Source organism: Novipirellula aureliae, from assembly GCF_007860185.1.
In the GTDB taxonomy this organism is placed as follows: domain Bacteria; phylum Planctomycetota; class Planctomycetia; order Pirellulales; family Pirellulaceae; genus Novipirellula_A; species Novipirellula_A aureliae.
The window spans coordinates 441,173-463,242 of sequence record NZ_SJPY01000006.1 but is presented as its reverse complement, the minus strand read 5'-3'; the positions used below and the strand labels follow the sequence as shown (position 1 = coordinate 463,242).

17 protein-coding genes and 1 tRNA gene are annotated in these 22,070 nt (G+C 53.9%); 8 read left to right on the top strand and 10 right to left on the bottom strand.

Features of this window, described 5'->3' with window-relative positions:
• Positions 1-63: 63 nt before the first annotated feature.
• The 4 genes from Q31b_RS19505 to gcvH all read left to right on the top strand — a co-directional run bounded on the left by Q31b_RS19505 (position 64) and on the right by gcvH (position 3,426).
• A tRNA-Thr gene (locus Q31b_RS19505) sits at positions 64-137 on the top strand.
• 45 nt (positions 138-182) lie between these two features.
• Positions 183-1,514 carry a DNA-directed RNA polymerase subunit alpha C-terminal domain-containing protein gene (locus Q31b_RS19500; protein ID WP_146601308.1) on the top strand — a complete coding sequence of 444 codons (1,332 nt, stop codon included), beginning with the start codon at positions 183-185 and terminating at the stop codon, positions 1,512-1,514.
• A 293-nt stretch (positions 1,515-1,807) separates the two neighbouring features.
• Positions 1,808-2,944 (top strand): glycine cleavage system aminomethyltransferase GcvT, encoded by a 1,137-nt coding sequence (gcvT, locus tag Q31b_RS19495; protein ID WP_231617703.1) that lies wholly within the window; start codon positions 1,808-1,810, stop codon positions 2,942-2,944.
• Between the two features lie 80 nt (positions 2,945-3,024).
• The gene (gene gcvH, locus Q31b_RS19490; protein WP_146601307.1) at positions 3,025-3,426 is read left to right on the top strand and encodes a glycine cleavage system protein GcvH; all 402 of its coding nucleotides are present in this window, start codon (positions 3,025-3,027) and stop codon (positions 3,424-3,426) included.
• Positions 3,427-4,064: 638 nt separating this feature from the next.
• Here gcvH and ruvB read toward each other — a convergent pair.
• Positions 4,065-5,093 carry a Holliday junction branch migration DNA helicase RuvB gene (gene ruvB / locus Q31b_RS19485; protein WP_146601306.1) on the bottom strand — a complete coding sequence of 343 codons (1,029 nt, stop codon included), beginning with the start codon at positions 5,091-5,093 and terminating at the stop codon, positions 4,065-4,067.
• Positions 5,094-5,252: 159 nt separating this feature from the next.
• Positions 5,253-6,866 carry an amidophosphoribosyltransferase gene (locus Q31b_RS19480; protein ID WP_146601305.1) on the bottom strand — a complete coding sequence of 538 codons (1,614 nt, stop codon included), beginning with the start codon at positions 6,864-6,866 and terminating at the stop codon, positions 5,253-5,255.
• 165 nt (positions 6,867-7,031) lie between these two features.
• Between Q31b_RS19480 and proB the strand changes: the two genes are divergently transcribed.
• From proB to Q31b_RS19465, 3 genes are all read left to right on the top strand, one after another.
• Positions 7,032-8,216, top strand: coding sequence for a glutamate 5-kinase (proB, locus tag Q31b_RS19475; RefSeq protein ID WP_146601304.1), 1,185 nt, complete (start codon positions 7,032-7,034; stop codon positions 8,214-8,216).
• Positions 8,217-8,380: 164 nt separating this feature from the next.
• Positions 8,381-10,378 (top strand): ABC transporter ATP-binding protein, encoded by a 1,998-nt coding sequence (locus Q31b_RS19470; protein WP_146601303.1) that lies wholly within the window; start codon positions 8,381-8,383, stop codon positions 10,376-10,378.
• A gap of 207 nt (positions 10,379-10,585) precedes the next feature.
• A complete protein-coding gene (locus Q31b_RS19465; RefSeq protein ID WP_146601302.1) occupies positions 10,586-11,338 on the top strand; it encodes a hypothetical protein in 753 nt (250 codons plus the stop codon).
• Positions 11,339-11,381: 43 nt separating this feature from the next.
• Here Q31b_RS19465 and Q31b_RS19460 read toward each other — a convergent pair whose 3' ends face one another.
• The 3 genes from Q31b_RS19460 to lysA all read right to left on the bottom strand — a co-directional run bounded on the left by Q31b_RS19460 (position 11,382) and on the right by lysA (position 15,710).
• The gene (locus Q31b_RS19460) at positions 11,382-12,578 is read right to left on the bottom strand and encodes an amidohydrolase family protein (protein ID WP_146601301.1); all 1,197 of its coding nucleotides are present in this window, start codon (positions 12,576-12,578) and stop codon (positions 11,382-11,384) included.
• Positions 12,579-12,620: 42 nt separating this feature from the next.
• Positions 12,621-14,078 (bottom strand): ammonium transporter, encoded by a 1,458-nt coding sequence (locus Q31b_RS19455; protein ID WP_146601445.1) that lies wholly within the window; start codon positions 14,076-14,078, stop codon positions 12,621-12,623.
• A 354-nt stretch (positions 14,079-14,432) separates the two neighbouring features.
• Positions 14,433-15,710, bottom strand: coding sequence for a diaminopimelate decarboxylase (gene lysA, locus Q31b_RS19450; RefSeq protein ID WP_146601300.1), 1,278 nt, complete (start codon positions 15,708-15,710; stop codon positions 14,433-14,435).
• A gap of 33 nt (positions 15,711-15,743) precedes the next feature.
• On the opposite strand from lysA, the gene Q31b_RS19445 reads away from it, so the two are divergent.
• Positions 15,744-15,965: a hypothetical protein gene (locus Q31b_RS19445; protein WP_146601299.1), complete on the top strand. Its 222-nt coding sequence runs from the start codon at positions 15,744-15,746 to the stop codon at positions 15,963-15,965.
• A gap of 88 nt (positions 15,966-16,053) precedes the next feature.
• Here Q31b_RS19445 and Q31b_RS19440 read toward each other — a convergent pair whose 3' ends face one another.
• The 5 genes from Q31b_RS19440 to holA form a co-directional block, all read right to left on the bottom strand.
• Positions 16,054-16,713: a potassium channel family protein gene (locus Q31b_RS19440; protein ID WP_197171878.1), complete on the bottom strand. Its 660-nt coding sequence runs from the start codon at positions 16,711-16,713 to the stop codon at positions 16,054-16,056.
• A 12-nt stretch (positions 16,714-16,725) separates the two neighbouring features.
• Positions 16,726-18,171: a TrkH family potassium uptake protein gene (locus Q31b_RS19435; protein WP_146601298.1), complete on the bottom strand. Its 1,446-nt coding sequence runs from the start codon at positions 18,169-18,171 to the stop codon at positions 16,726-16,728.
• A gap of 345 nt (positions 18,172-18,516) precedes the next feature.
• Positions 18,517-18,714 carry a hypothetical protein gene (locus tag Q31b_RS19430; RefSeq protein ID WP_146601297.1) on the bottom strand — a complete coding sequence of 66 codons (198 nt, stop codon included), beginning with the start codon at positions 18,712-18,714 and terminating at the stop codon, positions 18,517-18,519.
• A gap of 63 nt (positions 18,715-18,777) precedes the next feature.
• Positions 18,778-20,634 (bottom strand): glutamine--fructose-6-phosphate transaminase (isomerizing), encoded by a 1,857-nt coding sequence (glmS, locus tag Q31b_RS19425; protein WP_146601296.1) that lies wholly within the window; start codon positions 20,632-20,634, stop codon positions 18,778-18,780.
• A 345-nt stretch (positions 20,635-20,979) separates the two neighbouring features.
• A complete protein-coding gene (gene holA / locus Q31b_RS19420; RefSeq protein ID WP_146601295.1) occupies positions 20,980-22,020 on the bottom strand; it encodes a DNA polymerase III subunit delta in 1,041 nt (346 codons plus the stop codon).
• Positions 22,021-22,070 lie beyond the last annotated feature (50 nt).

Genomic DNA, 22,070 nt, shown 5'->3' with positions numbered 1-22,070 from the left:
TCGCGTATTTTCTTATCGTGTCGCCGAAGATCGAAAAATCGTTTCGTTTTTTGGGCGATCGTCGCCGGCGTAGCTTCAATTGGCAGAGCATCGCATTCGTAATGCGAGGGTTGTGGGTTCAAATCCCACCGCTGGCTTTTTTCAGCTAACAATATGCGTTTTTGTCCAGGAGACAAAGCTCGATGAACGAAATCGATATCGATGTGGTCGATTTGAAAGACATGGTACTGGCGAATAATTCGTTTGGGCCATCGGATGTGGCCGCGATTCGATCAGCGATTACCGAGAATTACGCTCATTTCGGCGAATTGCGAGATGCGGTCAATGAAATGGTGGAACAGGAGGGCTTGAGTCCTGCTGCTCAAACCAAACTCGGTGTTTGCTTGTTCCTGCTCGGTAAATTTCGCAATGCGCGAGAACGTCTACAGAATGCAGACGGAAGCGCGATGTCGCTCTTTTATCTAGCACGGGCGAATTTTGAGTTGGGGCAATACGAAGAGGCAATCTCTTTTTATCAGCAAGCCCAAACGTCGGGCTACAACAGCGACGATTGCAATATCCGAATCGCTGAAGCTCATCGCTACGCAGGCCGCGTCGACAAAGCCCTTGAACTGCTCGACAATATTTTTGGCCCCTCGGAGCAAACCTCGGAGTACATGTACCAACGAGCCGCGACGGTCGCTTTGGTCGGCGAGCGACTCGAAGAGGCACTCGCGCTGTACCAACGAGCCGTCAGCAACGATGAGAACCATGCCGGCGCTCTGTTCGGCTTGGCTCTCGAAAACGAGCGAATGGGCAACGACGAAGAAGCCTTGCGGCTCTATGAGCGTGCAACGAAAGCCTTCCCAACCGGCATTGGTGCACTGATCAACCTTGGCCTGATCTACGAGGACAACAATCAATTCGATAAAGCCCAAGGCTGCTATCGACGGATCCTGGAGTCCTATCCCGATCACCCGCAGACCAATCTGTACCTGAAAGATGCCGCGGCGACGGGCAATTTGCTCTACGACGAAGAAGCTCAGCGTCGAAATGATCGTTTGGCCCAAACGTTGAACATGCCGGTTGCTAACTTTGAACTGAGCGTTCGAAGCCGCAACTGCCTGCAAAAGATGGGCATCGACACCATCGGCGATTTGACTCGCTCGACCGAAGCGGAGTTGCTTAGCAGCAAGAACTTTGGTGAGACCAGCTTGGTGGAAATCCGCGAAATGCTGACCAGCAAAGGTTTGGCACTCGGACAATTCGCTCACGAAAAGAAGAGCAAAGATCCACCCATTGACACCAGCCACATGTCCGAAGACGAGCAAGCGTTCTTGGAACGCCCAATCTCGGACTTGAACTTGTCGGTCCGAGCTCGCAAGTGCATGGCGCGATTGCAACTCAACACGATCGGCGAGCTACTGCGAAAAACGGGCGACGAGATGTTGGAGTGCAAAAACTTCGGCGTTACGAGTTTGAATGAGGTCCGTGAGAAATTGACCGATCTCGGCCTAAAGCTCCGTGGCGACTGATCGCGTGTGAGGCCAATGGGTTTTGCTTCCGCCGGGCTCGCCCCGGTTCGGAGCCGCAACGGACAGCTACCATGAACGCAAAATCCCACGCTCGCCCCACCCCCACGAATCGCCTCCGGCGATTCGTGGGGGTGGGGCGAATTTCTTTCGGCCGTGCGGTTTGTAGCCGCCACTTGTTTCCTCCGCCGAAACAAGCTCGACGGAAGGACGCTGAACGAAATTTATTCCGTTGATTAGAAGTAACGGCAAAGCAGATAACGGAATGAACTCCATTCAACCTTTAATAGGCAATCATGATGAGCGAACTTAATACCAATACCATTGCTTTAAAAACGCCGCTTGATGCGTGGCATCGAAACGCGGGCGCGACCATGGTGCCGTTCGCCGGTTATGAGATGCCGATTCAGTATTCCTCGATCGTGGCCGAACATCAAGCTTGCCGGACATCGGCGGCGTTGTTTGATGTTTCGCACATGGCCCGGCTCCGCTTTGACGGTGCGGGCAGCGAACAACTGCTCGACCGACTGTTGACCCGAAAGATTTCCGACATGCCGGTTGGACGGGTTCGCTACGGATTGATTTGCAAAGACGACGGAGGCATTTTGGACGATGTGCTCGTTTCTCATCTCGAAACACCGTCGGGCCAGCGTTACCACTTGATGGTCGTGAACGCTTCGAATCACCAGAAGATAAAAGATTGGATCACACCTCACGTTGCCGATTACCCAACCGTCACGATGTCCGATCGGACGGAGTTGACAGCGATGATTGCGGTCCAAGGTCCCCAGGCGATCGAAGCGTGTAAGAAGCTTTTTTCGTTCGATATCGATTCACTCAAATACTATCAGGCGAGGATCGGCGAACAGTTCGGCAAACCCATCATCGTCAGCCGGACGGGGTACACGGGCGAGGACGGTATCGAGCTAATCGTTCGTGCCGAGGATGCGGTGCGAGTCTGGGAGAACGTCTTGTTGGCCGGACGAGATCAAAAGTTCATCGCAGCCGGCCTGGGGGCTCGCGACACACTACGGATGGAAGCCGCGATGCCGCTTTACGGTCATGAACTCGACGAAACGATCGACCCGATTTCAGCGGGCTTGAGTTTTGCGTGTCGGTTGAAAGATCGCTCATTTATCGGCGTTGAAGCCCTTCGTCAAGTCAATGCGGACGGACCAAAGAAAATCCGTGTCGGCTTGGTCCCCGAAGGGAAACGTCCAGCACGTGATGGATGTGGTATCCTAGACACATCCGGCAACCCGATTGGCGTCATCACCAGCGGCGGACCGTCGCCGACGCTCGCCCATCCAATCGCCATGGGTTATGTTCAAACGGACCACGCGAACGATACCAATTACCAGATTGACATCCGCGGTAAAGTGGTCAATGCTACTCGAGTTGATTTGCCGTTTTACAAACGCACAAGCAATTAGTTCGTCGCTTCCCCGACTAAACAGCGCGACATTTTTCTTCCCACCCAACTTCATGAACGTTTCCAAAAGGTTATTAGACCATGACACGCGATCCATCCAAATTGTTGTACGCCGAATCTCACGAATGGGCAGACGTTAGCGAGCAAGATGGCGATAAGATTGCCACGGTCGGTCTATCTGCATTCGCCATCACACAGCTCAATGATTTGGTGTACATGGACTTGCCCGAAGTCGGCAAAGAAGTGACGGCGGGTGAGGAATTCGGTGAAGTCGAATCGGTGAAGGCCGTTAGCCCTCTGTATAGCCCCGTCACCGGCGAAGTGATCGAGGTGCATAGCGATTTGCCCGATTCCTTGGAGAAGCTCAATGAGGACCCCTACGATTTCGGATGGATCCTGAAGGTCAAATTGAGCGACGATTCCAATCTGTCTTCGCTGATGAATGCCGAAGCGTACGAGGCCCAATGCGGCGAAGCAGGCTAAGGTTAGCGGCTGTCGTAAGGTAAGGTGGTGGGTGCTTGGCGTGCGCAGCCTTTTTTTCCCGCCAAAATGGCGGGAGGCCAACAGATTCTTTCCGTTGGTGCAGGCCACCCGAATCGAGGGCCACCCGAATCGAGGGCCAGAAAACGGCTATCCCAGAGGAGGACACACCGGATGGGATGCGACGCCCTCCGGGATAGCAACGATCCTCCGGGCTAGCCCGGATTATTCATGGGCTTGCAAATTGTTTTGCTAACGTCTACGCCTTAAAGCGTTTACATTCATTGCTCGAAAAACAGTCTGCGTATTAGCCGTTTTGGCGTTAGCGGGCTGTCGATTTAATCGGTTTGACTCGACTGATTGTTTAACGCCAAGCCATAGGCGACCGATTATGGAAAAGCTGACGCCTTCGGCTAAGCGTTAAACGATTAAATCAGCAGGCCGCTATCGCCAAAACGGCTAATGAATCATCCGGGATAGCAACGATGGTCTTTACGAGGACGGGCAGCCTACGCCGCTGCAGGGGACCTTTCGGCTTCCGGCTTGGGATTCGTCGCCACGATTCCAGCAGCCTCCTGTCGTCGGCGAGGGGAGCCTGTAACGGGCCCGTCAAGAGGTGGACCCGTCAAGAGGTGGGCCCGTCAAGAGGCGGGCTCGGGGGGCGCCATTTTCATATGCTCATAGGCTTTGGCCGTCGCCATCCGCCCACGCCGCGTTCGCACGATCAGTTCGCTCCGCAATAGGAACGGCTCGACCTCATCCTCGAGCGTATCACTGCTGACGTTCATCGTGTGAGCGATCGCTTCCAATCCTGCCGGCCCTCCGACGAAAACTCGCATCAGAGTATCGAGGTAACCACGATCTTGTTTATCGAGTCCTCGTTCGTCGATACCGATCATGTTCAGAGCTGCCGTCGTGATTTTCGCGTTGACCTTCCCGCTTGCTTTGCTTTGCGAATAGTCTCGCAGCCATAACAAGCGGTTGTTCGCCAACCGGGGAGTGCTTCGACTGCGAGCAGCGATCACTTGTGCCGACGGATCATCGATGGGGACTTTCAGTTTGACGCTATTGCGGCGGACGATCTCGCACAATTCGACGTGATCGTACCAACCGAGATGCTCACGAATTTGAAAGCGATCGCGTAGCGGTGCGCTCAACATCCCCGCTCGCGTGGTTGCCCCGATCAATGTGAACGGTCTCAACTCGTAATTGAGCGTCCTCGCGCTGACGCCTTCGCCCAGAATAATGTCGATCCGGAAATCTTCCATCGCCGTATACAAATACTCTTCAACCGCTTTGGGAATTCGATGGATTTCGTCGATAAACAAGACCGCATTTTCGGACAGATTGGTTAAATAGGGGAGCAGATCTTTGGGGGCTTTCAAGCCAGCACCATTCGCCATCTCGACGGTGGTCCCCATTTCCGCAGGGATGACGGTCGCGAATGTCGTTTTTCCCAACCCGGGGGGGCCGTCGAAGAGGATATGCCCGAGCGGCTCACCTCGACCTTGGGCCGCATCGATGGCGATCTGCAACCGCTCAATCACGTCTCGCTGGCCGACCATCTCGGCCATGCGGCGTGGACGTAGCGAACCATCTTGTTCCTTCGGCAATTTTGCTTCGGTCTCGGACTCCGGTTCGGTTTGTTGATAAACAGCTTCTCGTGCCATGCTTGCAAAACTCCCTTTGTTGAGCGGTATCTGTTACTTTAGCAACTTTAGGGTTGCAGGCGAAACCGCAAAAGTCGAGCTGGAGTCCAGGCGTTAGTCGCATTTCGCATCGATTCATCACGTAAATCGCCTCAAGTCCAGATTCCAGCCACCCAGCGTCTAGCTTTGCTGCATCGCAGCCGCTAATTGCTCGTAGGTTCGTTTCGAGTCCAATTGGTTGCCTCGATTGTCCAATGCGATTTGGTACAAGTGTTGACCACACGACGTGGGGTATTCGCCCGTCACACAGGCGCGGCAAAGACTTGTTTCGGGTAATCCGATCGCACGGGCAATCGCACTCACGGGCAGGTACCGGAGCGTATCGGCCCCCAGATCATCGGCTAATTTTTGTTGGTCTTCATCGGTCAACTCGCCGTTGATTCCAAAGTACTTTGGAGCAATCAGTTGATCGATCGTACTCATGTCGATCCCGTAAAAGCACGGAGCGACGATCGGCGGACAAGCGACGCGAACGTGAATTTCTTTGGCACCGCCAACTTCACGAATTCGGTCGAGAAGCACATTCATGGTCGTGCTACGAACGATCGAATCTTCGACCAAGATAACTCGCTTGCCTTCGAGCACTTCGCGAAGCGGCGTGTACTTGGTTGCGGCCTTCGCTTTTCGTGCCCGGCCAGCTTCGATAAACGTACGACCAGCGTAGCGATTACGGATGAGTCCTTCACGGCAGGGAATCGACAACTTGTACGCCATGGCGTCGGCAGCCGCTTTGCTCGTGTCGGGGACCGGGACAACGATCGTGTCTTCATCGTCGAGCGGGACTCGGTCGAGTTCTCGTTCGGCTCGTGCCAATTCTTCACCAAGATGCGTGCGACTGAGGTACACGCTCTTGTCGTCCAGCGTACTAGCGACATTGGCGAAATAGATCCATTCAAAAAAGCAGTGGGCGGGCGACTTGGCTTCCGCAAACCGTTCCATCCGAAAGCCCGTTTTCGGATCGATGATGATAGCATGTCCAGGTGGCAGCGACTTGATATCGGTATCCGAAAACCCCAAATTCAAGAGCGCCACACTTTCGCTCGCCGCCGCGAACAGCGGCCCGTCGTTGACATAGCACATCGGTTTGATTCCAAGTGGATCGCGAGCCACGATCATTTCCCCTTCGGCCGTCAATAGTGCGATGCTGTACGCGCCGTCAAATTCTGCCGTCGTTCGCCGCAGCACGTCGATCCAATCGATACGCCCGGGAGCCTGACTAAGCAATCGACCGAACTCGTGCAACATAATTTCGGTGTCAGTATCGAGCGTTAAATGGTGATCGCCATCGGCCAAAAGCCGCTCTTTCAACAAACCGTAATTGGCAAGTTGGCCGTTGAACCCAAAGGCAAACCATTTTCGTTTGTGGATATGTTTTCGCTCGAACGGCTGGGCGTAGCTGCGGTCATCTTGACCACACGTCGCGTATCGGACGTGACCGATCGCGGCTCGACCCGCCAATTGTCGCATCAGCGATTCACATTTGGCTCGGTGGTTCAAGCGGAACACCTCGGTCACGCTGCCGACGTCTTTCAAGGTTCTCAGTAACGATGGCCGATCGGGGTCGAAGGTTGTCATCCCTGCGGCCAATTGGCCGCGATTTTGGATGTCCAACAGCATCCGAGGCAACAAACGGGAAATATGCCGCGGTCCATCGGAGGTACAGATCGGGCTTCGCCCACGTCCGGAAAGATGGTAAATCGCAGCAACACCGCACTCGTGATGCAGTTCACTCATATTGAAAAGTTCGTAGTTTTGAATGCGAAAGGAAATTGAAATCTACATGAAATGTAAGCAGCCCTTCCAAGATCGTCGATTCCCCCCCACAATTTGATTTGGTGATCCTCACCGAATTAACGTTCATTATGACGAAAAGTCTCTTTTTTTGGGTAGTATTTTTTGATGCCAGAAGTCGATCCTTCCTTAGTTCAACAGCGAAAACGGGTCCTCGAGCAAATACACTCCGTCGTCGTGAAGGTGGGAACAAGCGTCTTGACAGCGGAAGACGGCAGTTTAGACCGTCAGCGAATCGACGCATTGTCCGCCCAATTGTGCCGTATCGCCGATTCCGGGCGTCAAGTTGTGATGGTCAGTAGCGGTGCAGTAGGGGCAGGTGTCGGAAAATTGGGGTTGCCCCATCGACCGAGTGGGCTCGCCCAACTGCAGGCGGTTGCCGCAATCGGGCAAACCAATCTGATCCAAGCCTATGAAGCGGGCTTGGCGGCAAAAGGCCGGTTCGCCGCTCAAGTGCTACTGACCGCCAACGATTTGCGGCGGCGAACGGGATACCTGCACGTCCGCAATGCCCTGACGCAAATTCATGAACTCGGTGCGATTGCCGTCATCAACGAAAATGACTCCGTCGCCGTCGCCGAATTGATGACGACATTTGGCGACAATGACCGATTGGCCGCCCACGTCGCAGGCTTAATGACCGATACATTGCTGATCATTTTGTCAGACGTTGACGGTCTATACGACGGCCCCCCGCAGCGACCGACCAGCAAACGGATCGAGGTGGTCGAAAAACTGGACGAATCCATTATCGCTTTGGCCCAAGAGCACAACAGCAAAGTCAGCCGGGGGGGGATGGGCAGTAAACTCGAAGCGGTCACGATGGCGACATCGCACGGGCATACCGCGATCATCGGCCCAGGACGAGACGACGCGGTGTTAGACAAAATATTTGCGGGTGATCCGATTGGGACATTGTTTTTGCCAACTCGGCATACGATTCGGGGCCGACGACGTTGGATCGGTGGCTCGGCGACCGTCGATGGAAAGCTGCACATCGACGCGGGAGCGGCCCGAGCGGTCTGCCAACGGGGCAGCAGCCTTCTGGCAGTCGGAATAACCGATGTCGACGGTACGTTCAAACGAGGAGCCGTTGTGGCCATCGTCGATCCCGAAGGGGTCGAGATCGCCAGAGGTTTATGCAACTACCCTGCCAGCGAGGTGAAACGGATTTTGGGTGAACCGAGCGATCAGATTTTGGGGATTCTGGGTAAATGTCCTTACGAAAACGTGGTCCATCGCAACAATCTCGTCCTCAATCGTACCGTCGATGCGACCGGCGAATTCGTCTAGCCGCAGGACCGGCCAGTTCGCTACAAGGTGGTTATACGGTTGGTGGTAGCGAAAGTCGTTAAAGATTCTCGTGCGCCAGGATCAGCGCAAGATCCACTCACTTAAAATTCAACGTTGACAAACCGCTCGTTTCCCTTCGCCTCGTCACGGACGACGACAAACCAATGAAAAATTTTGGCCGCGTACTTCGATTAGCCGCACGCCGAAGAGGATCCTTTGTCGGGATTGTACTCACCTCGATCGTTATCGCCGTTCTGTGGGGGGCCAATATCGGCACCCTCTACCCCATCGTCGAAGTGGTGTTTGCTGGCGATAGCATTCCCAAACATGTCGAGAAGGAAATCGCTGCGACGAACGAGCAAATGGCTGTTCTCGACGCCGAAATTGTCGATTTGACCGCCCAAGCCAAGGCTGCCGATGCGGACGCGTCCCGAAAATTGAAGTTGCAGATCGAAGCTGCGAAGACCAAACGACTCGTGGTCTCGGAAAAACACACCTATCTCGTTTGGGTTCAGCCCTACGTTGACCAGTACGCGCCAGCCGATGCCTACGCAACCCTGATACTCATCGTCGCCATCCTAATCACCGGAACGGCGATCAAGCTTGTCGCTCTACTCATCAACCTGATGCTGGTTCAGTACGTCGCCGAACGATCGGTGATCAATTTGCGGGCTCAGTTTTTTCGCAAAGCGCTGCGTCTCGACTTAGATGCATTTGGCGAGAATGGTTCAGCCAATTTGACATCGCGATTGACAAACGATACCTCCCAAGTTTCTGCGGGACTCTCGATCTTGCTCGGACGACTGCTACGCGAACCGCTCAAGATGGTGGTTTGCTTAGCAGGAGCGATGATGGTTTGCCCGAGGCTACTCTTACTCGTCACCGTCGTGACCCCGCTCGTTGCTTTTTTGATGCACAAAATCAGTCGTGCGATTCGCCGGGCAAGTCGCCGAGCGATGGAGGAGATGAGCCAAATCTACGGGATACTGAATGATTCGTTCGCTGGTATTCGCGTCGTGAAAGCATTTAACACGCAAGGTTTCGAGCGAGCAAAGTTCGATCGCGGCATTCGCGCTTACTTCAAAAGGTCGATGAAGGTTGCGTTCTACAACACTGCCGCCCGAAGTGTTAGCGAATTATTGGGAATGACGATCATCGGATTGGCGATCCTTGCAGGCGGCTACTTGGTGGTCAATCAACAAACGGCGATCTTCGGGCTCACGATGAGCACGGTGCCGCTGAAAATGAGTGAGGTATTGCTGTTCTTTGGTTTCCTGATTGGCGCATCGGACCCCGCGCGAAAACTTCAAGATGTTTGGAGTGGATTGCAACGCGGGATCGCTGCGGCCGATCGGGTTTACGAAATCATCGACCAACCGATCCGAGTGGCCGAACCTGCTGTCGGAAAAACCGTCATGCGTCCCCATCGCGAGATTCGTCTCGATAACGTGGTCTATCAATACCCATCAGGACCGAAGGTGCTTCGTGGCGTCGACTTGACCATCCGTCACGGCGAAACGATCGCGGTGGTCGGACCCAATGGGAGTGGCAAAAGCACGATCGTCAATCTGCTCTGCCGATTCGATGATCCGCAACAAGGACAACTGCTGCTAGACGATTGCCCGATCCAAGAAATGAAGACGCGCGATCTGCGACGCCGCATCGCACTGGTGACTCAGCGGACGGTCTTGTTTGACGATTCCATCGAGAACAACATTCGCTACGGCAGCCCCGGCGCGGACAAACATGATGTCGTCCGAGCCGCAAAACTAGCGTTCGCCGATGACTTCATTCGACGCAAAACCCCCGATGGCTACGACACCATGCTCGGCACCCATGGGATGCGACTATCGGGTGGCCAAATGCAACGATTGGCACTCGCACGTGCCTTTCTAAGAAATCCCGATATCTTGATCTTGGATGAAGCGACCAGTGCGATCGATTTAGAGAGCGAGCAACTGATTCATCAAGCCTTGGCGAAATTCTTGGTCGACCGAACCGGAGTGATGATTACCCATCGTCCGACGAGCTTGTCGATGGCCGACCGGATTGTGGTGATGGAATCAGGCAGGATATCTGCTAGCGGAAGCCACGAACAATTGGTCACTCAAAACCGCTTCTACCAAAGTCTCTGCGGCAACGAATTCAAAAAAGCAGGATGATAGCGTAAAGAGACATTGTCTGAGCCGTTGATTGAGACGCAATTCGATTGGCAGCGTCATATCCGCTCGTTGCTTTACCTCTAAGCCGATGGTGAAGCAAAGGATTCAGGATTCCGTGAAACCACAACAAAAGCTTGTGCCGTGAGTCACCGGTAATTATGCTTTTTGTTCAAAAGCGACGCTATTTTCTCAAACCAAATCAATGTCATGAACCTGCGTGCCAATCCCGAATCAAAGTTTCTCTTAAAATATCTACTGGCGGGATTGGCTTGTCTCGGCTTTGCTGCACTGTCCGTTTACGACGGCTTTTTTAAGTATCCAGCGCAGCTCAACCGCGCTTATGCATGGGAGGCGCTCGAAGACGAATTCGAAGAAGCTGGAAACACTCAGCGTTCAGGCTGGAAAGATCGTTGGGACCGAATCGCAGAAGAAAATCAATGGAGCCATGAATACCTGTCAGAAAAAGAAACCGTGGCGGTAATTAGCCAAAATATCTGGTTCCAATATCTGTTCATTCTGCTCGCCATGCCGCTGGGAATCGTCAGCCTGGTCAAGTACTTTCGCACCAAGAGCAGCTATTTAGAGACGACCGAAAACAGCATTCGCTCAAGTATCGGTGGCGAAGTCAAGATTTCTCAAATTGAAAAGTTTGATAAAAAGAAATGGGACAAAAAAGGGATCGGCGTACTCCATTATCGGACAGAAAACGGAGGAAGGAGGAAGTTCATCATTGATGACTTGAAATACCAGCGTGAACCCACCGATGCCATGGTCCGCTGGATCGAATCGCAAATCCCTACCGAGATGATCGTCGGCGGAGAGCCAGAACCGGTGCCTGGAGGCGATACGTCGAGACAGGAACGAGAAGACGGGCAAACGGATGACGGGCAAACGGATGACGGGCAAACGGATGACGGGCAAACGGATGACGGGCAAACGGAAGACGGGCAAGATGGATAGAGCCGTTTACCCCGGATGATTCCTGTGTGGTTGGACTCCCAAGCTACGAGATCCTCACAGGTCGGAAATCGTTCGTTGCGAAATCACAAAAGACGTTTTCGACCGAGCGAGCCGAAGTCTCGACGTAGCCGAACTTGGCTTGACAGCCGACTTCAATGCGGCCCAAATCTGGGCGACCGAGCGAAGTTGCTCCGTTGGAGGTTGCCATGCGAAGAACGCCATGCGGGTCGAGATCGGCGCGGGTGCGGAGCAAGAATTGAACCTCTTTCCAAACACTCAAATCGGGATTGCTAGCCCGCGAATCCGTCCCGAGCGCGACGGGAACCCCGGCGGCAATCATCTCCGCGACGGGATGTGGGTCGTAGCCAAAGAACGCGTGCGTTCTGGGACAAAAAACCACGGTCAACGTCGGATGCCGAGCAACGCATTCGATTTCACCTGTACGCAAATCGTTACCGTGAACCAGCAACCCACGCGGTGCCTTGGCCAACAATGCGATCAAATGCTGAAAAGGTTCTTTCCGCAATGGGCGGCTCCAAGGGAATAGCCCGTCTTGCCAAACTCCGAGAGCTTTCAGACGCTCAGCGAAAGGCCCTTTTCCGGTGCACAGCAATTCTCGCTCGAAAGACGATTCGGCGACGTGCATCGCCAGCGGACAACCGTGTTGGATTGCTAACCCAACACACTTCTCCATCGCAATGGGATTGGTCGAATAGGGGGCGTGAGGACTGATCGCTGCGTCGGGATAGAGACGCAAATGCTCCGTCGCCGCACGGAGACGTTCACGAAACCGTTCGCTGGCAAGCCCGATCGTTTCGGCGAACGAAACGACCTCCACGCCGCTTTGAGTCGTGACAACCGATTGAGGCGGCGTGGCGATATCGCCGACCAGGGCGACGCCGTTCGCCGCCGACTCCTCGACTCCTGCTCGAATGGCTCTGCTCGGGTCCGCCGTCGATACATCGCGTCTTGCTCCGATGACTTTTCCGATCCAATCGTGAAGCGGAATACCGACATGGCCAATCGGTTCCTTGAAGTCCGAAAACTCAAGGTGGGTATGAGCGTTGACCAATTGTGGCAGTAGTACAACCTCTCCGAGATCGATCGTTCCCGGTGGCAATTTTCCTTTGCCAACTTCGACGATTCGATCATCGTCGACGCGGACCCAGCCACGATCGATGGGTTTTCCCGTTACGGGGAAGACCCATCGAGCCGATAACGTTCTTGTCGGTTTCTTCATGGAGGTACGCGAACCCGAAGCTTACGCCACTTTAAAATCGAACTACGCGAACGTGTAGCCTTCTTCGCCGTGATCAACAATATCCAAGCCACGTTGCTCGTCTTCGGCACGAACGCGAAGGCCGATCGCAAAGTCGATTGCTTTTAACAGAATCAGACTGCCGATCCCAGCGAATGCATACGTAATCAAGGTAGCAACCACTTGGCCAACCAAAAGGCTTGCGGATCCCGACTCGATCAAGCCGAGCGTATTTCCGCCGTCAATATTCGCACACGCACGAGTCGCGAAGACGCCCGTTAGAAGGGCACCTAGCGTACCGCCGATGCCGTGAACGCCAAAGGCATCAAGCGCGTCGTCATAGCGTAGAGCATGTTTGAGCTTACTACAGGCAAAGTAGCAAACGACGCCCGCTACCGCACCCATGAACAGGGCGGGCATCGGTTGGACAAAACCAGCTGCCGGAGTGATACAAACCAATCCAGCGACCGCACCACTACTGACACCAAGTACGGTCGGTTTTCCAAGGATGCCCCATTCGGTCATCGCCCAAGCGAATGCTCCCGCAGCCGCGGAAAAGTGGGTAACCGCAAATGCGCTACTCGTGAGTTCATCGGACAGCAGTTCACTGCCTGCGTTGAACCCGAACCAGCCGACCCAAAGCATCGCTGCACCGAGTGCAGTGTAGGTCAAGTTGTGAGGTTGCAGCGGTTCACGCGGGTATCCCATCCGCGGTCCAATCAAAACCGCAGCCACTAAGGCCGAGATCCCACTGCTGATGTGAACCACGGTGCCGCCAGCGAAGTCGAGCGCACCACCCGCGATTGCATAGTTACTGCCAAATGCCAAAATGCCACCGTCCCATACGGCATGGCAAAGAGGACAATAGATGAGTAGGCCCCACAACACCGAAAAGACGACCATCGCGCTGAACTTAATCCGCTCGGCGAACGCACCACAGATGAGTGCTGGGGTGATGATGAAAAACATACCTTGAAACAACATGTGGGTTAATCGAGGGATGTCACCTTCCATCGGGGTCGCCGGAGCGTTGGCGGCCACGTCCCAATATCGTTGAACGTTGTTCATAAAAGCAAACTCGAAATTGCCTATCCACTGGCCGGATCCGCCGAAAGCCAATGAGTAGCCCACCAATGCCCAAAGGACTGTCATCAACCCCATTAAAAACATACATTGCATGAGAATGCTGAGCACATTTTTTCGGCGGACAAGTCCACCGTAGAACATCGCCAAACCGGGAGCGGTCATGAATAGTACGAGGACACAACTCGTCAACATCCATGCGTTATGCCCTGCCAATGCGGCTTCCGCGATGGAGGCTTCCAGGTCAACAGATTCCGATGCTGCGGGCAGAGATTCCGATGCTGCGGACAGAGATTCCGATTCAGCGGACGTCGTCTCGCGCGCTGCTGAGATGGGTTGCTGCGTCTCTTGCGACCAGCTAATTGGGGCCGCCATGGTGATGAAGCCGAACATCATCATGAACAGACCGGTCGATACTTTTTGACTCACGAGCTATTTCTCCGTAGTTGCCAACTTGCTTCGGTGCCTGGCGTGATACGAGGCCCGAAATAGATGATTTGCCGCGATTTCACTCGTTTCGAGCCGCCTATTGGCTCATCGGAAAAGGGCTTTCCGATTGAGCACTCTGTCGGAGTGGCCTGCGTCGCCTAAAAAAAAACGGGTACCGCCGTGATACCCGCGATGTTGACAATTAGGATATACCGTTTGAAGACTGAGCAAAAGCCGCCAATCGGGATCACTTTCCCCGGTTAAGGCGGCAAAAACGAGCGAGACCGATGCTCGCCAATAACTCAGCCAATCTGGGGATTGTGCTCACCCAATCTCAGGAATCTGTTCACCACGGATCAGGTCATCGAAGGTTTCTCGCTGACGGATGAGTTTGGCTTTACCGTTTTCAATCAGTACCTCGGCTGCCCGCGTCTTGCTGTTGTAGTTGCTGGCCATCACGAATCCATAGGCTCCAGCGTTTTCGATCGTAATGAAATCACCCACAAACGGCATCGGCAAACTGCGACTTTCGACAAAACCACCCTCTCGCTGAGTAAAGATGTCACCCGATTCGCAGAGCGGGCCGCCGATAATCACATCGACTGATTCACGTGACGAAACATCCCCCTTCGCTCCACAAACAGAAATCGGATGATGAGCCCCATACATGACCGGACGAGCCATGTCGTTGAACCCGGCATCAACGAGGGCAAACAAATTCTTGCCGACTTTCTTGACGCTGCGAACCTCGGCGATCAAGAAACCAGCTTCCGCACTCAAGTATCTCCCCGGTTCGATTTCCAAATCGAGCCGATGACCAAACGTTTCACCAAGCCGATTGCGAGTCGCATCCCAAAGGGCAAAATACTGGTCCAAATCGACGTAGGTTTCATCACTCTTGTAGGGCACCGGTAATCCACCGCCTGCGCTAATCGTTCGCAAGGTACGCCCTACCTTCAATGCTGTCTTTTCCATCGATTCGCAAACCGCACTCAAGTGCTCCAAGTCGGTGCCCGACCCGATGTGCATATGCAATCCGCTGACCATCAATCCATGATGATCTGCGTCGATCAAACATTGGTCCACCTGTTCGTGCCAAATGCCGTGCTTGCTTTGTTCGCCACCCGTATTCGTTTTCTGGCTATGGCCATGACCGAAACCAGGGTTGATTCGCAAGGTGATTTCGGCCCCAGGACGCTGGGAACCGATTTGACCGATCATGTCAGGCGAGCCACAGTTGACGGGTAAATGATGTTCAAGAACCAGCTTCAATGCTTCATGATCGAAAATATCAGCGGTATAGATAATTTCGTGCTTGGTTGGATCGGTCGAGAATCCGGCAGCCATTGCGCGGCGAATCTCGCCGGCACTGACGGCATCGACAACGACCCCTTTTCGTCGCATTCGATCTAAAATCGCCAGGTTACTATTGGCCTTTTGGGCATAACGAATACGGTCGAACGCGGAAAGATCGTCGATCCGTTTGTCGATCACCGATTGGTCATAAACATACAGCGGAGTACCGAACTCGGAGACCAAATCTTTGATGCAAAGTCCAGAAATTTCCGAGCGGACGGTCGAAAAGGTAGGTGTGGTGAGCATTCGAGCGTTTTTCAATGAGAAATGGGGTTTCAAATGACAGTGAAGCAATCGAGTGCCATCATCGTCGCGCAATATCTTAGCGGATTATCCAATTTAATCATCCCCGTAGCCGTGCAATTGTCGCACGCAACCGCAGCGAAGCTTGCCTTAGCGGCCGACAGGCTGGGTGCTCAAAAGACACGGTTACCAGAACACGAACTTGCCTCGTTTTTGTTCCCTACGCCAACGGCGTTACAGAACGCAGACCAGGGTTAAAACCGGCAATCGCCTTTGCGATTGACGCTGCAACCCTGGGTCGACACGACACGAACACACCGTCCCACCACCCCGGCACCAGCCTCCCTTAAGTCAACTTGGCGACTTTGGCTAGCGACTTATCCGCTCCAGCAACCAACAACGTATCGCTGTCTTTGAGAAGGTCGTCGGGGTTCGGCGTGACTGAAATTTGATCGTGAAGCACATCATGCAGCGCCACCACCGTGATATCGTATTCTTGCCGCAACTGGAGCGCCCGCAGCGATTGCCCCTGCCAAGCTTCGGGAACCGCCATCTCTTGGATACTGAATCCCTCCCCGAGTCGAAAATGATTCAACACCGCCGTGCCTCGCATTCGCACGCCCAAACTGATTGCCGATTCGCGTTCGGGGAAGATGGTCTCGGTTACTCCGATTCGTTCCATCACGCGGGCATGGTCTCGTGAATTGACTTTGACGTAGACATCCTTCACTCCTAAATCGCGAAGCGCCATCGTCGTCAAGATACTGGCGGTGATATCGTCGCCTGTTGAAATGACCGCCGCATCGACTCCTTTGACACCGATTTGGCGGAGTGTGTCGACGTCGGTTCCACTTCCCATCGCCGCCTTGGTCACACGCGGCGCAATCCGGTCGACCGTATCACCGTCCGTATCAATTGCGATCACCTCGGAGCCGTGCGAAGCGAGCGTCTCCGCTACACTCGATCCGAAATTACCGAGCCCAATCACTGCATACCGTTTTATCATATTGCTTCGTCCTTATCCAACCGCGACATCTTCGTAGGCATAGCGGAAACGGCCACGGCGACCGCGCCCAATCACAAGTGCTGACGCCAACATTAACGGGCCAACTCGCCCGACAAACATCATTGCGATCGTGACCAAGCGGCCTGAAAACGACAATGCCTGTGTCAAGTTCATCGACAACCCCACTGTGTTGAAAGCACTGACCGCTTCGAACATTCTAGCCAAAAAACCACCATGGGGATTCGGCGTTCCATCACTGATCGCTAGTGCAAAGACGCTCATCGCCATCAAGACCCCTGCAACCACTGCCAAGCCGATCGCTCGTTGAGTCGTGTCTTCAGGAATGGATCGATTGCGAAACACGGTCGTTTCGTTACCACGAATGCGCGACCATGCCAGCAGAAGAATCAGTGCAAAGGTAGTCGTTTTCATTCCCCCCGCCGTCGAGCCAGGCGAACCGCCGATCGTCATGAGCAGTATCGTAAGAAAGTTGGTGCTATCGGATGCTGCGGCGTAGTCGATCGAGTTAAACCCAGCCGTACGAGGCGTGATGCTTAAGAAAAATGAGTTGGAGATTTTGTCGATCAATGAGAAGTCGACAAGCGTGTTGTTCCATTCAAAAAATGCGAACATTGGCCAAGGCACAAGGATGAGTAGCCCCGATGTGATAAGTACCAATTGCGAGTGCAACGACATCCGTCGTTTTCGCTTGTTCTTTTTGGCTTGCCGACGATGAGCCCGATAGCAAAGCCAAGACTCTTCCATTGTGACGAAGCCGAGACCACCGGCGACAATCAACACGGACAGGATAAGAATCGTCAGCGGTGAATCTCTTAGCCCCACCAACGAATCACCGAATGTGGAAAAGCCAGCATTGCAAAAGGCACTGACACTATGAAAGATGGCTGGCCACCATGCTTGTTCGAACCCGCTGCGTGGCCCCCAAACACTTAGCAAGGCCACCGCTCCAATCGCTTCGAAAATGAAGGTGTAGAGTATAACGTCACGAGTCAAACGGCGAAGGTTCACCCTGGGGCCACCGCGACGCGGCTCATAGGTCAATGATTCGGTGCCAATCGTCAGTCGAAAACCGAGCACTTGAATCACGAGGCTGGTGAACGCCAACATGCCCAATCCCCCCAGCTGAATAAGCAGCAGTAGAAACGCTTGGCCGCGAAAGGTGAACTGCGTCGACGTGTCGACGACTGACAATCCCGTGACGCACACCGCGCTGGTTGCCATGAATAAGGAGTCGCTAAATGACAGAGGCTTATCGGCGTGGATGCCCGGCAGGTACAAGAAACCGAGTGTCCCGATGGCAATCAAAATGACAAACGAACCAACGAACAATCGAGGCGGCGAAATTCTTCGCCATGCATTTGGGTTGCCCTCGATCGCACTGTCCCAACGATTTTGCGTCCGATATTGCGTCCGATGTTGAGTAAGCCGTTTTTTCATTCACGGTTGGCGAGGGGTTTAGTTTTGGGTAGTGAATCTTTAACAGCGTGTTGATTTAGTGATCGTCGCCTTTCGCTCCGCGAAAGTTGCTTTCAAAACGCACTCACTTGAAAAACGCTTCAAGACTGGAGGTCGAGCGATGCCATTGAGGCATTCGCGAAGGAAGGAGCCTGCAGGATTCACATCGTGGAGCCCCCCTCCCAAACGGCGGCACGGGCGTCCCGTTCGAGCTCCCCCAAACGAAGTTTGGGAGAGGTGGTTAAGTTGTTGACTCAGATGAACTCAAAAGCGGCACAACCTCATTGGAGACGAGGGATCTTTAACAAGATCCACTTACAACTAGACTTACACAGGCTCTTCGACAAACGTCGCCTGCTCGACCGTTCCGGGAACGATCCGAGTGACCGAGACTTTCGATCGCCGCAGCTCTTCGATTTCGGCAGCCATTTGAGCAATCAAATCGGCAACCTCGCGACCGGCCGCTTCGCCAATGTTAATCATAAGTGCTTTTCGTGAATTTTCGCTAAGTGCCGTCTGACGCATAAATCTCTCCAAATCAAAGAATAGGCTGAGCTCGAACGCTCAAAGGGGGCAGAAAAGAAAAGTCTACTCGACCGTCACACTTTTTGCCAAATTTCGTGGTTTGTCAACATCACATCCTCGCAGCAAGGCAATGTGGTACGACAACAACTGCAGCGGAACCACATTGACAATCGGCTGAGTAAAACCTGGGACGTTAGGAACGTGGATGACGTCGTCCGCAATCGATTCGACCTCTGGATCGTCTCGACTCGCCAAAGCAATCACTGGCCCCCCACGTGCTTTGACCTCTTCCATGTTCGCCATCACCTTGTCGTAGGTCGAGCCTTTCGGAATGATAAAAACACTCGGCGTTTCTTCGTCGACCAATGCGATCGGACCGTGCTTCATTTCTGCCGCCGGATAACCCTCGGCGTGGATGTAACTGATTTCTTTTAGCTTAAGTGCCCCCTCGAGCGCGGTGGGGAAATTGTATTGGCGGCCTAGATACAAAACCGTCGACGCATTTTGATACTTTTTCGCCACGTCGCGCACTTGCTCGTCACAAGCGAGTGCTTGCTGTACCGCCGCAGGTAATTGCTTTAACTCCTCAATGATTCGTTGCCCACTTTCAAAACTAACGTGACGGAGCCGACCAAAATACAGTGCCAACATCGCCAAAACACAGCACTGGGATGTGTAAGCTTTCGTACTAGCGACGCCGATTTCGGGACCCGCGTGTAAGTAGACGCCGCCATCGGACGCCTGCGCGATCGAACTGCCCACGACGTTACAAATCGCCAACGTTCGATGGCCCTTCCGCTTCGTTTCACGAAGAGCCGCCAATGTATCGGCGGTCTCACCGCTTTGAGTGATACCAAAGATCAGCGTGTTGTTTTCAATCGGAGGGTTTCGATATCTCAGCTCGCTGGCATATTCCACGCTAACCGGCAATCGTGCAACGTCTTCGATCATGTACTCGCCAACCAACGCCGAATGCCAACTGGTTCCACAGCCGGTCAAGATGATTCGCTCGACACAGCGAAGTTGTTGTGGCGTTAGATTCAATCCGCCGAATACAGCCGTTGCATTTTCGTCGTCGAGCCGGCCTCGCATCGCGTTGCGTATCGATTCCGGTTGCTCGTAGATCTCCTTCAGCATGTAGTGATCGAACCCTTCGAGACTCGCTTCACCACTTTCCGTTTCGAGCGGGCGAATCTCGACGCGAATCTTGCCCTGGTCCCGATGCAAAACCGAAAAACCATCAGGCGTGAGCACCGCCAATTGATGGTCAGCCAAATAGACGATCCGCTCCGTTCGCCCCACCAAGGGCGACGCGTCACTGGCCACAAAGTACTCGCCTTTGCCAACCCCGATCACCAGCGGGCTGCCAAATCGAGCCGCAATCATGAAGTTGGGATGATCACGAAACGCAATCGCTAATCCGTAGGTACCACGCAACCGGGCAACGGCGTTTTGAACCGCTGCTAAATAACGAAGGTTGGGCTGCTCTTCGTTGATCGGGGCCTGTTTTAGCTCTTCGGCAACTAAATGCGCGACGACTTCGCTATCGGTCGCTGAGACAAACTCGTAACCTTTCTTGATCAATTCATCCTTGAGCACTTGGAAATTCTCGATCACACCGTTGTGGACCAGCACGACCTCCCCACACCCACCCACATGGGGGTGCGCGTTTTCGATTGTAGCCGGACCATGGGTAGCCCAGCGTGTGTGCCCGATGCCGAGGGTCCCCTTCGGCATCGTCGAGCCCAACTCGTTAGCGAGCGAATCGATGCGTCCCACCGAGCGGGTGATGTTGAACGACGAACCGCCATGAATCGCCACCCCCGCGCTGTCGTAACCGCGGTATTCTAGCCGCCGCAGCCCATCCAACAAAAAATGGCCTGATTCCTCGCAACCGACGTATCCAACAATTCCACACATAAAATGCCCTTTAGGCGACGCATATTCCGAATCAAACCTGACGGATTTGAATGGACTCTACACAAACGTTTTTTCCAAAGTCTAGTCTAGCCCCGAGGATTCGCAGCTTTTGACCAACAAAATCATAATAGGTTAAAATAGTTCACGAGTCGCCAAGTGAATAGAAAAAGGTGCGGCAACGGTGAAAAACCCAGCGTAAAACAGCAGGAAATCATATTGTGCCGATTGAACCACGGGCCCCCAAACCCCCGTCTGGTACACAGGATTTGCCGGCTTTGTAGTGGATCTTGCTAAAGATCCCACAGGCTTTGTGGTGGATCTTGCATCGGATTGACGGCGAACCGCTCAGTTTGCCGACTTTGCCATTCGCATGACCAATTGTTCCAACAGAAAGCGGTCGCGGCCCTCGGCGCTGTGGGTCCCCTTCAAACGCAGGTCGGCATCGAGGAGCCAGGGTAATAGTTGCCGACCTCGGGCGCGTCCGAGTCCGCGAAGTTGTTTTTTCGCTTGCTGGATTTCTGCAGGACGCTGAATTCCAGCGGCCGAAAGAGCGTCTTCGAGCTGCACCGGACGTCCTTCGCGTTCGCGATGCTCGACGACAGCCGTCGCCATCCCCAAACGGCGAAGCGACCAGGCGATTTGCGGAAGGAGTGCGATCGGACGTTGACCACCACTCATCAATTTGTCGAGTTGCAGCATCGCTTCAGCGGCATTCCCCGAAGCGATTGCGTCGGTAATCTGCCATACCGTTTTGCCTTGCCAGCCCGCCACGACATCACGGACGAGCGGCTCATCAATCGTTTCGCCTGGTTCACGGTACAACGCCAACTTCGCTATCTCGGTATCGATCATCCCCATTTCATCGCCCAACATCTCGATCAACGCATCGGCAGCATCGGCTGACAAAGTCGCCTTGTGCCGCTTGGCGACGTGGTTGCACAAGAATTTCCGACGCGAAGCAGAGGTAATGCCAAGCTTTTTATCCGGCGAAGCGTTGCAAGCGACCAACAAATGGTCGGCTGCGATCGCTTTGTAAAGTCGCGTGTTGGAAGCGAGCGAAGACAAGTCCAATACAAAGCGATTGGATGTCCCCGGTTTGGCGACGTATTTCTCGAGCTCAGGGCGATGATTCGAAACGAACTTATCCGCATCGCGGACGATGATTGCTCGTTTACCGTCAAAATCAAACAGCGACGCCGTTGCCAAATCGTCCCGCAAATCGGACCAACGAACCACGTCACCATCGAACGAGGTCACGTCGCCGCCCGCACAAAGAGCGGATATCGACCATGACCGCAGCGCCGTGTCGCCACCAAAAACCGCCGCAACCGACGGCAATTCCGCTGGCGGTTTCATCAGCATCTCAAAAGCACTCAGGATGGCCATATTGCATATCGAAAGGGGTACGAAGGGAAAGGATATGGGTCTGATGAATA